Origin of the sequence: Sinomicrobium weinanense, assembly GCF_018863395.1 — a bacterium.
Lineage (GTDB): Bacteria > Bacteroidota > Bacteroidia > Flavobacteriales > Flavobacteriaceae > Sinomicrobium > Sinomicrobium weinanense.
On record NZ_JAHKRR010000002.1, the window covers coordinates 295,961 to 310,116 of the forward strand.

At 45.7% G+C, this 14,156-nt stretch carries 12 protein-coding genes; 3 read left to right on the forward strand and 9 right to left on the reverse strand.

Annotated elements, in window-relative coordinates; all coding sequences use genetic code 11:
- Positions 1-269 precede the first annotated feature (269 nt).
- Positions 270-752, reverse strand: a complete 483-nt coding sequence (ribH, locus tag KN811_RS06900; RefSeq protein ID WP_187965200.1) for a 6,7-dimethyl-8-ribityllumazine synthase — start codon at positions 750-752, stop codon at positions 270-272.
- Between the two features lie 2 nt (positions 753-754).
- Positions 755-1,519 (reverse strand): tetratricopeptide repeat protein, encoded by a 765-nt coding sequence (locus KN811_RS06905; RefSeq protein ID WP_187965199.1) that lies wholly within the window; start codon positions 1,517-1,519, stop codon positions 755-757.
- A gap of 248 nt (positions 1,520-1,767) precedes the next feature.
- Between KN811_RS06905 and recF the strand changes: the two genes are divergently transcribed.
- The 3 genes from recF (at position 1,768) to KN811_RS06920 (ending at position 3,680) form a co-directional block, all read left to right on the forward strand.
- Positions 1,768-2,844: a DNA replication/repair protein RecF gene (gene recF, locus KN811_RS06910; RefSeq protein WP_187965198.1), complete on the forward strand. Its 1,077-nt coding sequence runs from the start codon at positions 1,768-1,770 to the stop codon at positions 2,842-2,844.
- A 24-nt stretch (positions 2,845-2,868) separates the two neighbouring features.
- On the forward strand, positions 2,869-3,315 hold the full coding sequence (locus KN811_RS06915; protein WP_187965197.1) for a lipocalin family protein: 447 nt from the start codon (positions 2,869-2,871) through the stop codon (positions 3,313-3,315).
- Positions 3,316-3,383: 68 nt separating this feature from the next.
- Positions 3,384-3,680 (forward strand): DciA family protein, encoded by a 297-nt coding sequence (locus tag KN811_RS06920; RefSeq protein WP_187965196.1) that lies wholly within the window; start codon positions 3,384-3,386, stop codon positions 3,678-3,680.
- A gap of 76 nt (positions 3,681-3,756) precedes the next feature.
- Here the strand turns inward: KN811_RS06920 and KN811_RS06925 are convergent, their stop codons facing one another.
- The 7 genes from KN811_RS06925 to KN811_RS06955 all read right to left on the reverse strand — a co-directional run bounded on the left by KN811_RS06925 (position 3,757) and on the right by KN811_RS06955 (position 14,088).
- Complete coding sequence (locus tag KN811_RS06925; protein ID WP_187965195.1) at positions 3,757-4,176, reverse strand: nucleoside-diphosphate kinase; 420 nt, start codon at positions 4,174-4,176, stop codon at positions 3,757-3,759.
- A 182-nt stretch (positions 4,177-4,358) separates the two neighbouring features.
- Positions 4,359-6,542 (reverse strand): DUF4838 domain-containing protein, encoded by a 2,184-nt coding sequence (locus tag KN811_RS06930; protein WP_187965194.1) that lies wholly within the window; start codon positions 6,540-6,542, stop codon positions 4,359-4,361.
- 120 nt (positions 6,543-6,662) lie between these two features.
- The gene (locus tag KN811_RS06935) at positions 6,663-8,552 is read right to left on the reverse strand and encodes a YaiO family outer membrane beta-barrel protein (protein ID WP_187965193.1); all 1,890 of its coding nucleotides are present in this window, start codon (positions 8,550-8,552) and stop codon (positions 6,663-6,665) included.
- 151 nt (positions 8,553-8,703) lie between these two features.
- Positions 8,704-10,137, reverse strand: coding sequence for a glycosyltransferase family 2 protein (locus KN811_RS06940; protein WP_187965192.1), 1,434 nt, complete (start codon positions 10,135-10,137; stop codon positions 8,704-8,706).
- 191 nt (positions 10,138-10,328) lie between these two features.
- A complete protein-coding gene (locus tag KN811_RS06945; RefSeq protein WP_187965191.1) occupies positions 10,329-11,447 on the reverse strand; it encodes a HEAT repeat domain-containing protein in 1,119 nt (372 codons plus the stop codon).
- 55 nt (positions 11,448-11,502) lie between these two features.
- Positions 11,503-11,928, reverse strand: a complete 426-nt coding sequence (locus tag KN811_RS06950) for a response regulator (RefSeq protein WP_187965190.1) — start codon at positions 11,926-11,928, stop codon at positions 11,503-11,505.
- A gap of 258 nt (positions 11,929-12,186) precedes the next feature.
- Positions 12,187-14,088, reverse strand: coding sequence for an OmpA family protein (locus tag KN811_RS06955; protein ID WP_187965189.1), 1,902 nt, complete (start codon positions 14,086-14,088; stop codon positions 12,187-12,189).
- Positions 14,089-14,156: the final 68 nt, after the last annotated feature.

Sequence of the window (14,156 nt, forward strand, 5' to 3'; positions counted from 1 at the left end):
AGATTGAGATCCCCTCTGCCTTTACTTCGGCTACGTTCAGCAACCGCGATATCTCCCCAAAGGGGAATTTTATCTTTTCTTTTTCTTTACCAGAATGAACTGTAAATAAGCCAAATAATAATGTTTAAAGGATAATTTTCTCCCCCTAAGGGGGAGATGCCAAAGGCAGAGGGGGACTGTCCATCAAAGTTCTATCCGACAACCAGCAGCTTGAACCTTCCCTTCAGCTCTGCTCAGGGACCAAAACCTTGAACTTTGAACATTAAACCTTACCTCCCCAGGGCTGTCATTTTTATCGCAGCTATGGCCGCTTCGGTCCCTTTATTACCGTGCTTGCCTCCACTTCGTTCTATGGCCTGCTGCATGTTGTTATCGGTAAGCACACAGAAGATCACCGGGCGGTCATATTTTACATTGAGGTCCTTAATCCCCTGTGCCGTGGCGCTGCATACAAAATCGAAGTGTTTGGTCTCTCCCTGGATAACGCTTCCTATGGCGATCACGGCATCCACCTTTTGCGTTTCCAGCATTTTTTTGCAGCCGAAAGTAAGTTCAAAACTGCCGGGTACATCCCAGCGAAGTATGTTTTCAGGGAGTGCTCCGCAATCGATCAAAGCCTCGCGGGCCCCGTTAAAAAGCCCTTCGGTGATCTCTTCGTTCCATTCAGAAACAACGATCCCAAACCGAAAGGATTTCGCATTTGGGATCGTTGTTTTATCGTAATGGGATAAATTCCTGTTTTCAGTAGCCATGCTTATTTAGAGCTTTCTATTTTCCCTATATAAATATCTATTGTCCTTCCTTCCTCAGAAGACGGGTATTCGTCCTTGATACGGTTAAAGTACTTCAGCGCCTTGTCTTTCTGGCTGAGTTCCTGGGCTGCGATCCCTGCTTTAAAGAGGAATTTGGGTGTTGTAAATTCGTTCTTGCCGAAAGCAAAGGCTTCTTCGTAATACCCCAGGGCCTCATCGGGCTGGTCGAGCTGCATAAAGGCATCGGCTATTCCCCCCTTGGCCAGGGCTCCCAGAATCGTATTTCCTGTGGAGAAATCCTGCAGGTATTTAACCGCCTCTTCGTATTTGTTCATATTCAGATAGGCCATCCCCGCACTGTAATTTGCCAGGTTGGCCGCGTCTGTCCCTTTATATTTTTCGATGATGTCCAGAAAACCGTATTTTCCTTCGGCTCCGTTGAGGGCCAGGGTATACAGTGAGTCCTTATTGGTACTGTTTACCGCTTCGTTAAAAAACTGTTGTGCAAAGAACGCCTCGTTTGAAGCCTCTATATTCTTTGGTTTTTTAACAAATTCCTGATACCCCAAAAAACCGAGCACTGCCACAACCACAACCCCGATACCCCCGAAGATGTATTTCTGGTTCTTCGCCACCCAGGCTTCTGTACGGGATGCACTCTCATCGAGCGTACCGAACACTTCGGCCGTGGTACTCTCCATTTCGTCCGCCTGCTTTTCTTCTTTCTTGTTTTTTGGTTTGTATCCTCGTTTCTTGTACGTTGCCATCTTAAGACTATGTTTGTGCCGCAAAAATAAAATTTTTATTGATATATGAAAGACTATTTATTCGATAAATTTCATTAGTTTAGGCATCTTTCAGGGTCAATCAGATCATTAAACAATGTGATTATTTGATAATTTAGCAATATTGTCATCGAATAATTTTTTATCCGTTGACCAATTTGACACATGGGCAAATTAACTCATTGGCACACTGGCGTATTGATCAATTGGCTAATTAACCAAAAAAAAGCATGTTTTTAAAAAAATTATCCTTAATAAACTATAAGAATTTCGGTTCGGGCGATTTTGAATTTGACGAGAAGATCAACTGTTTTGTAGGCCATAACGGTATTGGAAAGACCAACGTGCTGGATGCCATTTATCACCTTTCCTTCGGGAAGAGTTATTTTAACCCCATAGCGGTGCAAAACATAAAGCACGGCGAAGACTTTTTTGTGATTGACGGGGAATTTGAAAAGACAGGACATACGGAACACGTGATCTGCAGCCTGAAGAAAGGACAGAAAAAGGGGATAAAACGCAACGGCAAGACCTACGACAAGCTATCGGACCACATCGGGCTCCTGCCGCTGGTGATCATTTCACCGGCAGACCGTGACCTCATCATAGAAGGAAGTGAGACCCGGAGAAAATTTATAGACAGTGTCATTTCCCAGTCAGACAAGGAGTACCTTAACCACCTTATCCTCTACAACAGGGCACTGGTACAGCGCAATTCGCTGCTGAAATATTTTGCACTGAACTATACCTACGACCACGATACGCTTTCCATATACAACGACCAGTTGCACACACATGGCACGGAAGTGTTCAACGCGAGAAAGCAGTTCCTGGAAGAATTTATCCCCATCTTCCGCGAACGTTACCAGTCTATTGCCGCTAACGGGGAAAAGGTAGATATTACCTATAACAGCCAGCTCCTGGAGCAGCCGCTGGACGAACTGCTCAAGATAAGCGTCAACAAAGACAAGGCTGTGCAGCATACCAGTGCAGGGATACATAAGGACGACCTCAGTTTTGAGATCGAAGGGTTCCCGATCAAAAAATTCGGAAGCCAGGGACAGCAAAAATCCTTCCTCATCGCCCTGAAACTGGCACAGTTTGATTTTATCCGCCAGCAGGCCAAGGTACCGCCCATCCTTCTGCTGGATGATATTTTTGATAAGCTGGACGAAAACCGGGTGGCCCAGATCGTAAAGCTCATGGACGAAAATTTCGGGCAACTGTTCATCAGCGACACTCATCCAGACCGGACGGAAGCAGTAGTCCGGGATACACATCAATCGTATAAGATGTTTAAACTTTAGGATTTCAATGCTCAAAAATTTAGTATGAATTTATTCAGAATACGGCCTGTTTTCGCAATTTTATACCTTATCGTTTTTGCCACCTGGAGCTGTTCTACAAATCCTCCGGAGGAACAACTGCAGAATATCGCCGGCTATTGGGAGATCGAAAAAGTGGAACTACCGGACGGGCAGGTCAAAGAATATACCGTAAACACTACCGTAGACTATATAGAGGTCGGCCAGGACAGTACCGGCTTCCGGAAAAAACTGCACCCCAAACCGGACGGTAGTTTCTACGCCTCTGAAGACCAGGAAGACTTTAAGCTCTCGATACAGGGCAAACAACTTTCCCTTCAGTATCGCACTTCACTAAGCGAATGGGAGGAAAACGTAATCAAAGCGACAAAAGATCGTCTTATCCTCCGCAATACAGATAATTTAAAGTACTTTTACAAAAGATTTGAACCGGTGGATTTTGGTGATCGGTGAATGAAAACAAATCTGTTATCCTGTAATCGGGGGTTAACTAAGGTCGAAGGGTAGAAACAAAAATCACAATGGCAAAACGATACGGCGAACAGATGTCATTATCGGACGGATTAAAAGCCTTTATTGAGCAAAACAGACTACAATCCGGGATGGACAAGATCGATGTCCGGGAAGCCTGGAAACAGCTCATGGGCAACGGTATCAACACCTATACTTCAGATGTACAGTTAAAGGGCGATACTTTATATGTGAGCCTTACTTCATCTGTTCTCCGGGAAGAATTGAGTTACGGAAAACAGAAGATCATAAAAATGATCAATGACGAACTGGGGAAAGAACTGGTAAAAAACCTGATATTAAGATAACTACAATCCTGTCACATCGAGCCCTTCGATAAACTCAGGATAAACTAAAGTCGAAGGGCTCTGGGTGACAGTATAATTAGAATATCTCCCTTCCGGAAAAATGGAATGCGCTCTCTATTGCAGCATTTTCGTCGCTGTCCGAACCGTGTACGGCATTTTCTCCAATAGAAGTAGCATACAATTTACGGATAGTTCCTTCAGCTGCTTCCGCCGGATTCGTAGCTCCTATAAGTGCCCTGAAGTCGTCCACCGCATTTTCCTTTTCAAGAACGGCAGCCACGATCGGCCCCCTGGTCATAAATTCTACCAGCTCACCAAAGAAAGGGCGCTCCTTGTGAATGGCGTAAAACTCTTCAGCATCCCGCCTGCTCAGTTGCGTGTATTTCATAGCTACGATCTTAAAACCTGCGGCTGTGATCTTTTCTAAAATAGCCCCGATATGTCCGTTTTCCACTGCATCGGGTTTAATCATGGTAAATGTTCTGTTTGTTGCCATTTGCTTGTTTAAAATTTTGTGCAAATGTAGTTCTTTAGCCAGAAAGTACAAAGTTGGGGAGTTTTGGAGTTGGAGAGTCCCGGAGTCTTGGAGTTAAAAAGATTACTTCTCTCCCCTTGAGGGGAGATGCCGCAGGCAGAGGGGTGTAACTCCCCAACTCCAAAACTCCAGGGCTCCAAGACTTATTCAACCCATACTTCATCGCAGGCGATCATTGGTTTTTTCCGGTTATGATGGCGCCAGGCAGGCAGGCTTGCAGGAGGAACGGCCTTTATTTTGATAAACCGCACCGGCATTTCTTTTGGTAATGAAAAAGTGTGAGGCAGCATCCGGATGGAATAATTTTCTTCCGGACTCTCATTTTTCAATATTTTTATGTCCCGGTATGTCTTTCCGTCTTGGGAAACAGAAATTGTTACGGTCTCCGGCCGGAATATCCAGTGCCTGGGGTCTTCCAGGAAATTCATTTCCACGGAACGCACTTTTTTTGTCTTTTTTAAGTCTACAACAACCTCCATCGGCACACCGTAAAAGCACAGCCAGTTATAGCTGAAATCGTCATAGCCCGGCACTCCATCGGTCAATGTTCTCCTTTCTTTGGCGGGATATTCTTCCGCAGGCGGATATTTTATCTCCGTGATCTCTCCTCCCCTGGCCAGGTTGGGCCGTACTCCTTCTTTAAAAATAGCCGCCCACTCCTTTTTATATTCTCCAGGGCTCCGGCCTCCTTCCGAAAGCACTTCAACCCCTGCTTCTTCACAATCTTTCACAAAACGGCCTACCCGTTCCGGAAAACCGTCCCTCACTTTCCACCGGCCATTTTTATGTTCAAAAATCCCGTGCTTTTCCAGTCCGTACAAGCGGGCTTGTTGTAATACGGTATATTCATGGGTAAGGCGAAGCCTACGCACTCTTGCCTGGCGGGCGGAATCTCCTTCCACAGCCGCTTCCGCCCGGTTCATCAGGGTGCTGTAACGGTCTATTTTTTCGGGAGACAGATACGTATTATGGTCATTTACCGGGTTACCGTAAATACTCAGGTTTACCTTGTCTTTTACGATATCAGCCCGTATTTCCGCGAGGTATTTTTCTACAAGGGGGGCTGCCTGTCCGTAATAGCCTTTTAAAAAATCACGGGTCAGTTTGTCCACATCCGCCCCTGGGTTCCAGAGCAGTTTGGCCAGCAGGTAGCCCTTCAGTTCAGCCATATCGCTGTAAGTGCTTCCACTGCCTTGTGCAAAAACACCTTTTACTTCCTGATCTGAAAGGTATTGCACATTCGGCTCCAGTGTGGGAATATCAGGAAAAGGAGCCAGGTAATTGGTAAACTGGGTATAATAATCCCACACCATAATATGGCCCGTTTTCTGCTTCCAGCCCCTTAAATTATTCCGGAAACCTGCCGCTGATCTTTCAACGGAAAGGGCTTCTGTCCTGTATGCATCAATACTGCTCAACATGATATACACATTGTCTGCAGGAGCCGTATGCAGGGGTGGCCGGGCACTATAAGTATAGGCCAGCGTGGTGAATATTTTGTCGGGAAAACGCCTGGCCACCCTGTTCACAAACCGGATCAGAGAGCCCTGCGGCCCGCCCTCATGCTCATCCACGGCACGGCAACGGTCGCATTCGCAATAGCCTATGTCGTCATTCGGGCTTACGGACCAGTAAATGGCATACGGCTTTTGCTCCATGGTTTTCTTAAGCCTGTTCACGGTGATCTCCAGTACATCTTCATTGCTCAGGCAGAGTTGCACGGGTTTTCGTTCCCCGTTGACCAGGGCATAATATTCCGGGTGGTCCTTAAAATAGGCTGATGAAGGCACCAGCTTTTCGAAGGAATGCCCCCAGATCCCCCACAGGTCTGTAAAACGGTGCAGTTTATGCCATGCCAGGTATTCATCGTCCCATGAGCCCGGAAAGTACACTTCCCTGAACACAAAGGCCGGGGCTTCTTCTACCTCCGTATCTGCGGGGATTGTGAGTCTTTTTCTTTCAGGAACATACGGAGGTTCGCCTGCGTACCACTTCCGGCATCCCAGGAATTTTTCTACTAAGGTATAGACCCCGTACAGCAAGCCTTGCCCCGATCCGCCTTTTATGACAAGATCCCCGGCCTTTGCGGTAATACGAAAACTTTCCTGCCGGGGCTTTTTCAGTTCTGTTTCTCCTGCAAATCCGGTATTCCCGATGCTTATAACCCGGGACCTGCCCGTTTCTCTTTCCTTTTGTACGACAAGGCTGACCCCGGTGACCCTGTAAAAATAATCCTGAAGTACTTCGGCCGATCTCTTTTCCAGCTTTGAAGGATTTTCCGGGATAAGGATGGTATAAGCGGACCTTCCATTCTCTGCAAGGACCAAGTCTTGAGAGTATGTTTGCTGCACGGTCATAACACATAAAAGAAACAGGGGTATTCTGACTGGCGACGGATATATGAGAAGGAATTTCATAAGACAAATCCTTTGTTGCAGGCAGAGCTATTAAAAATTTCGGAACAGGGATATATACACATCATACTGGTTCAGGTAGCGGCTGTCCCCTATTTTCTGGTGATTCCAGACGGCATAGAGCGACAGGGTGGTCAGGTGCCCCAGGGTTTTCTGGTACCCCGCCCCTACGGATTGGGAAATAAAACTTCCCAGGGTATTGTACTGGAAGTTCCGGTTACGGTCGTCCGGTGAGGTCCCGGTCCCGAGGATCAGGGCTATATGGTCCTTTTTTTCATTGAGGTAATGCCGCCCTGTGAGGATATAGGCCTGATGCCAGTCATCGTCATCCTTTATGAGATACCCCCTTAAATTAAGCCAGTTATTCCCGAAATATTTTCCAACAGACCAGGTCCCGGAATAGGTGTTTATGCCTTCGGAACGCAGGTACCTCATTCCGAGTTCCCCTTCCCAGCCTTTGTTAAAGTTGCGATACAGGGAATATCCCAGCCTCCATTGCGGAAATACCTCACTGTCTGACCACCCGGCAAGGATGTAAGAATAATATTTTTTGCTGTGCATATAATAGGACTCCAGTTCGGCCTGGAACCCGTCACCGGACTGCCTGTTGGCATAGTTCAGGCGGCCCGTTAGGGTTGTTCCTCCCTGAAAATAACGCATGTATTGCAGCGAGGTGATGTTTGAGGTCCGTGTACCATTGTCGAAAAAAGACTGCAAATGGATCACTCCCAGCTGATTTTTCGATGCTTTTCTGCGAAGTGCTCCTGTATATTCCGCATACCTCTTTTCTTCCGGGTACAGGGCATCGTATTGTTTTGCACTGGCTATGGCTTCTTTGTAATGTTCCATTTTTTCCAGCGTTCCGGTCTTTTGCCTCAGGAACCAGGCATTTTCCGGGTATACATTCAGGGCTTTATCGGAGTATTTCAATACGGAGTCGTATTGTTCTTTTCTGTTATATCCGCCTACCAGCCCTTTAAGGGCCACGGTATCTCCGGGGGAGACTTCATAGACTTTCCCGTAGGTTGCCAGGGCCTCCGCCCACTGTTCTTCCTTTTCCTGTTCTTTAGCCTGGAGCAATCGCTGGTAGACATATACCTCCCTGTATTTTGCACTGTCCTTATAGGTGTCCATGAGTTGTTGGCTCAACGCCGCTGCTGCTGCATAATTACCTCCGGCTTCAAGCAGGCCTGATTTTTTAAAGAGATAGACCTGATTGTCCGGGTCCTGGTCCAGCAGTTTATCGTAAAAAGTTACAGCTTTTGAATATTCCTTTCGTTTCGTATAAATAGCAGCCAATCCTTTCAGGGCGTCCGTGTTTACCGGGGAAACGCTATTAACCTCCTTGTAGGTTTCCAGGGCCTCCGTCCATTGCCCTTCCTTTTCCTGTTCTTTAGCCTGAAGCAATCGCTGGTAGATATATACCTTCCTGTATTTTGCACTGTCCTTATAGGTGTCCATAAGCTGTTTGCTCAACGCTGCTGCTGCCGCATAATCACCTCCGGCTTCGAGCAGTCCCGATTTTTTAAAGCGGTATACCTGGTTGTCCGGGTCCTGATCCAACAGTTTATCGTAGAGGGCTATGGCCTTCGTATATTTTTCCTGGCCCGTATAGAGGGCAGCCAATCCTTTCAGAGCGGGAATATGACGGGGATCTTCAGCAAGTACGTAAGCAAACCGGTTTTCTGCTTCACCGGGCTTTCCGGTAAGCGTGTACAGCCTTCCGAGGAGCAAGTGAATGTCTATGTAGTCCGGGCTCAGCTCCAGGCCTTTCCGACAGAGTTCTATGGCTTTTTCGTAGTCCCGGTTTTCACGGGTTTCCTCCAGGGCCATCTGCAACAGTTGGTCCGAAGACAATCCACTTTTTTGCTGTGCTACGGCAACATGGAAACAAAGCAGGGTTATTACAACTATATATTTCACGTGTATATTTTTTATTTGCTTTTCAACGGTCACATGGAACACCCATATTTATGCTTATTTGTGTTAAAGGAAACTTCATCATAGGTGTTTCATCCGTTATCTACTATTTTTTCTTCTTCATTCGTTTTTCCGGGCTGGTATCGGGCCTTATCTATGCGGCCTGCCTTTTGAAGCCCCGGCGCTGCATATTGCCCCATTTATGTTTTCTTCCCAGCAAATGATTAAGGTATCCTTTTATGGAACTGAACAATATGAGGGGGTGGTACAAAAAGGGCTCGAAAAACGCCATACTGCACATCCCCAGTACTTCCTTCCAGCTCTTGTAGTGACGGAAAGTATACTGGTCCCACAAAACAGCTATGGAGGATATGAGTATGGAGTAGGTATACACAAAGATCAGGAGGATAATGGCAAAAGGCCAGTTTACCATCCCCATGACAATAAAGTAGATGTAGAGTAATATTCCCACAATTTCTACGACCGGGGCCAGCAGTTCAAAGAAAAAATTATAGGGGAATATCACCAGTCCCAGTTTTTTATATTTGGGATTGAACAATACATTGCGGTGTACGGCAAATAACTGCACAAGACCCCGCCCCCATCGAACCCGCTGGCGGGTAAACACTTTTAAGGTATGCGGGGCTTCGGTCCAGCACAGCGTCTGCGGGATATACCGAATGGCATAATCCTCTTTGGTTTCGCACATATATTTTCCCATTCGCACCAGGATGTCCATATCTTCGGCAAAGGACCTGGAATCGTATCCCCCGGCCTGAACGGCGATCTCTTTATCAAAAAGCCCTAAGCCGCCCGACACATTCGGAACCGCATTAATGGCCGACCACCCCATTTTTCCCATAATAAAGGAGCGCACATATTCCATTTCCTGGAACCGGGGCAATAATGCCCGGGGCGGCCTTACACGGGTAAGCATCCCTGCATCCACTTCGCAGGAATTGGCAATCCGCAAAGGGGCCCCCGCAGCGATAACCCGTTTTTCTTCATCCAAGAATGGCTGGATCAAAAACAACAGGGCATCATTGTCCAGGATACAATCCACATCTGTATTGAGAAAGTACGGAAAGGCTGCGGCATTGATCCCTGCATTCACGGCATCGGCCTTGGATTTTCCGTTTTCCTTATCTATAACCAGCAATTTCTTGTAGGCCTTATCGGTAGATTTGAAAAAGCGTTTCACGGGTTTTGACGGCAGGCGGGAATCATAAGCAAAATCGATCTCGGTGAGCCGGAACTCGGAAATGAGTTTTTTCAAAGTATCGTCCGTACTTCCGTCGTTTACTATGATCACCTCAAACCGGGGATAGTTCAGCGTCAACAGGGAACGGACATTGTCTATAATGGTAGCGGCCTCATTATAGGCCGGGGCTATTACCGATATTCCAGGAGTTAAAGGAGACTCTACCAGTATCTCCCTTTTCCTGAAGCTGTTTAAACGAATATTTTTACGGATGTTCCGGGCAGACAGTATCGTGAGCACGGCATACAGGGAAAATATGGTTATACAGTATATGAAAATAGCCCCTTCATAAAACCTTATCGTATAATACCAGATCGATTCTTCCATAATATCTTATTAATTTACAAGGCATTAAAGCCCTGTTCCTTTATTTTCCGGAGCCCCGGGATCATTCTCTTTCACTATCCTCATAGAGGAGTTTACCGGGAAACATACAGGGACATATATACCTTGCAGGTCTCCATCAGGTATTATGCTCCATGAGCACATCTTTGGTTGCGCTTCTTACGGAACCGGAACTAATATTTGATCAGGGGATTGGCCGCGTGTTGCAAAACGGTATGTTTGAGTCCGACGGCGCCTGCCTGCATTTCCCTTAACAGGTTTTCGGAAAGTGCACGGTGGTTTACAATAGATTTAGCAGCGTGTTTTACAAGAGGGATCTCCTGTTCTGTTTCGAACTTATCACGGAGAAAAACCAGCGAATTTCCGCTTCCTATTCTCCCCAATGCCTTCAGTATCTCCTGCTTACAGCTCCAGGGCTGATCGCAGTACATGGCAACGAGGCGGCTTTCGGCTTTTTCGACCATCAATTTTCCCAGGGCATTGATAAGCCTTGCCCGGAGTTTTTCGTTTTCTGTATCCAGCAGCTTCATCATGGCAGGTCCCGTTTCGAACTGCTGGTAATACACTGCCAGCTTTAGGCAGAAAGAAATAACAGAAGGATGGTATTCCGAAGAAATCCAGCGGGAAAAATCAGGTATTTCCACATCTTTTCTCTGGGTAATAATGCGGAACATTTCAATTTGTTCCCAATACAGCAATGGGGTGGATATTTTTTCAAGGAAAAAGAACGGCCGGTCTTCAGAAAGTTTTACGAAATAACACCTTGCTCCTTCTCTTACGTAGCGGTTTTCGTGGTCGAGCAGTGGCAACACTTTATCTTCGTTTACCGGTACTCCCATGGAGATCAACTCATTCAGGGCCGAAATGATCCCCTGAGTTCTTTTACAGGTAAGATTTTTTTCTGTAATGTGATGCAGGCCAAGGTCTGTGTACAAACGGGTTAGTAACTGTCTCGGTCTACCCGAAAAATTCCTCCTGTATTCCATGAGTTCTTCGACAAAAAACCGTCGGACATCTGCTTTACGGATACCCAGTTTCCGGAAGTCATCAAGAGGAAAGGTTACCGCTTCCAGGGGGACATCGCCTTTTGCCAGGATCACATGTTTTACAATAAGTTCGCGCATTTCGGGCAGCAACCTTGCTTTTTTCCTGTCGTTGATATATCCTTTCCTCCTCCATAACAATATAAAAAGGTATACCAATCCTCCTCCAATAACGGCTATTACCGAAACCGCAGCGGCTAATTTTATAAATACGGGCCATTGAAAATAGTCGTTGAAAATTTTGTCCATAAGCCCTCCCTATCCTAAATTTATCTTCATAATATCTGCTTTCCGGAACACTTACTTATTTATCGATAAGCCGGCTTACCCGCGACAGGAGCTCTCCCGGGGTAAAAGGCTTTTTGACATAATCATCCGCTCCGATTCCAAAACCATCCAGCACGGCTTCTTCATCATGTACGGCAGACAGAATGATCACCGGGATCTGACGTTGTTCGATATTTTCCTTGAGTTTGCCTATAATTTCGTAACCATTGGCATAAGGGAGCATCAGGTCCGTGAGTACCAGGTCGTAATGCTGTTCTTTCAGGGCCATAAGGGCCTCCTTCCCATTACGCGCCTCTACCACCTTGTAGCCTTGCTTATTAAGGATCAGGGTAAGGGTTCGCAACATCATAAGATTGTCTTCGATGACCAGTATTGTAGGTCGGGAGCCGTCAGGGCCTCCTTTTACACCTGAAAGAAGTGTGTTTTCATTGATCTCTGTCATTGCTTAAATGGTTTAGGTTATTGGATGTAGACGAGCACCGGCTCAGATCAAAATTATAACCTTATTTCCCTGTTAGTAGTATTGGGATTAAAACCTTACAAATTTTAGATCAATCGCAGATATTAACGGTAAAATGCATTTTTGTTAAAAGTACACTATATTCCGGAAGTTATTTTAATATATATTCAAATTAAAAAGATAATTTAAAAATATGATTTTTTATGTCGAACAAACGAAATAACAGGCTGGCATAATAGCTTATTCCTTGTTAACAATGATAAAAGCCGACCTCCTGTTGAGCTGGTGTTCTTCTTCGGTACAATCCACACCGTTAGCACAGTGGTTGAGCAGTTTTTTTTCACCGTAGCCGATAGCGCTTTCTATACGGTCTTTTGCAATACCCCTGGAATAGAGATAATCGCGGGTAGCTTTGGCCCTGTGATCCGAAAGTTTTTCGTTATAGGCATCATTTCCCCGTGAATCGGTATGCGATTCTATTTTGATAATCATTTCGGGATGAGCGTTCATGACGCTTACAATATGTTCCAGTTCGTATTCGGCATCGGAGCGGATATCCCACTTGTCGTAATCGAAATATATGGGTTTTATTACAATTTCATCTTCAATGATGAGTGGTGTAAGGGGCAGGTTTACTTTTGCTTCTTCTTTTCCTTTTACATCTACCTCTTTCTGATTTGAGCGGTAATCTTCCATTTCAGCCACCACGGTGTAGGAGGCATCCAGGCAATCTCCAGTAAGTTTGTACATGCCGTCTACATCCGTCAGCACATGGGCCACTACTCCGCCGCCCGGTTCTATAAGACGGACCGAAGCCTCTACCAGAGGCTCTTCCGTCCTGATGTCCGTAACTTTTCCGCTTATGATCACATTACAATCCCTGGCCGTAAAATGATAAATATCATCATCACCCTGGCCTCCCAGCCTGTTAGAGGACAGATAACCTTCGGTATTATCTTCATTTATCATAAAGGCAAAATCATCCAGGGCACTGTTGATCGGTACGCCGGGATTGGTCACATTGCCAAACTGCCCGTTTCGCAGTTCACTTTTTACAATATCCAGTCCGCCCAGGCCGGGATGGCCGTTGGACGAAAAGTAGAGTACCCCGTTCTTATCCATGAACGGAAACATCTCCCTTCCTCTTGTATTTATGGTATTTCCCAGGTTTTGCGGTGTTCCATAACTGCCATCGTCATAAATATCCACAACATAAATATCGGTCACACCATAACCTCCGGGCATATCGGACACAAAATACAGTTTTTTCTCATCCGGGCTCAGTGCCGGATGTCCAACGGAATAACTGACATCGTTAAAGGGAAGTGCCGTAATATTATCCCATTTCCCGGCATCATCAAGAGTGGCTTTATACAATTGCAAGTGGACCGTGCCCTCTTCATCTTCTTCGGATTTTTTCCCGTTGTCTGCATTATCCCGGGTAAAATACATGGTTTTACCATCTGAAGTAATGGCCAATGTGGCTTCGTGATATTTTGTGTTTACTTTTCCATCGAGTTTCTTTACCTCGTCTACCTCATTCCCTATCCTGTGCCCGGTATAAATATTCAAAAAAGGCTGTTTGTTCCAGTCATATATTTTATTCCTGCCGGCGGAAGGCCGGGTCGATGCAAAATAGAACCTGTCATCTAAAATAAATCCACCGAAATCAGAGTATTCCGTGTTTATGGCCAGGTTGTGCACATGGCCAAAAAGTTTAGCCCTGGGGTTGGTAAGCCGGGTATAATAGTCTCCTTCTTCCAGGAGTTTGAGTATTTCCGGGTCGCTTCCTCCCCTTTCGGCCGATACTTTCATCCATTTTACGGCCTCGTCATATTTCTGGTTTCCCTTTAATGCCTGCGCATAGCGAAAAAGATAATCGGGTTCTACTTCCTGTTCGTATTTGGATATCAATATACCATACCAGTTCTCAGCTTCCTTCATATCGGTATTGTAATAATAGGAATCGCCCAGACGGCTCAGTACATGCATAGAGGAATCGCCCTTCTTTACCATGTTCCTGTACAATGCTGCAGATTTCACATAGGCCAGTTTTTCAAAATACCTATCGGCAGTACTTCTTTGCTGACCATAAGCAATAGTTATTCCCAAAAAAGATAACAGTAGTAATAGTTTCCTCATAACTTCTCATTTTATCTTTCGGAATAAGACGGATAGCGGCAAATATTCTCCAAAAGACATATTTTACC

What these genes read in the sequence shown, in the direction of transcription:
- ribH (WP_187965200.1), bottom strand. Translation starts at nt 752, where the DNA reads ATGGCTACTGAAAACAGGAATTTATCCCATTACGATAAAACAACGATC.
- KN811_RS06905 (WP_187965199.1), bottom strand. Translation starts at nt 1,519, where the DNA reads ATGGCAACGTACAAGAAACGAGGATACAAACCAAAAAACAAGAAAGAA.
- recF (WP_187965198.1), top strand. Translation starts at nt 1,768, where the DNA reads ATGTTTTTAAAAAAATTATCCTTAATAAACTATAAGAATTTCGGTTCG.
- KN811_RS06915 (WP_187965197.1), top strand. Translation starts at nt 2,869, where the DNA reads ATGAATTTATTCAGAATACGGCCTGTTTTCGCAATTTTATACCTTATC.
- KN811_RS06920 (WP_187965196.1), top strand. Translation starts at nt 3,384, where the DNA reads ATGGCAAAACGATACGGCGAACAGATGTCATTATCGGACGGATTAAAA.
- KN811_RS06925 (WP_187965195.1), bottom strand. Translation starts at nt 4,176, where the DNA reads ATGGCAACAAACAGAACATTTACCATGATTAAACCCGATGCAGTGGAA.
- KN811_RS06940 (WP_187965192.1), bottom strand. Translation starts at nt 10,137, where the DNA reads ATGGAAGAATCGATCTGGTATTATACGATAAGGTTTTATGAAGGGGCT.
- KN811_RS06945 (WP_187965191.1), bottom strand. Translation starts at nt 11,447, where the DNA reads ATGGACAAAATTTTCAACGACTATTTTCAATGGCCCGTATTTATAAAA.
- KN811_RS06950 (WP_187965190.1), bottom strand. Translation starts at nt 11,928, where the DNA reads ATGACAGAGATCAATGAAAACACACTTCTTTCAGGTGTAAAAGGAGGC.
- KN811_RS06955 (WP_187965189.1), bottom strand. Translation starts at nt 14,088, where the DNA reads ATGAGGAAACTATTACTACTGTTATCTTTTTTGGGAATAACTATTGCT.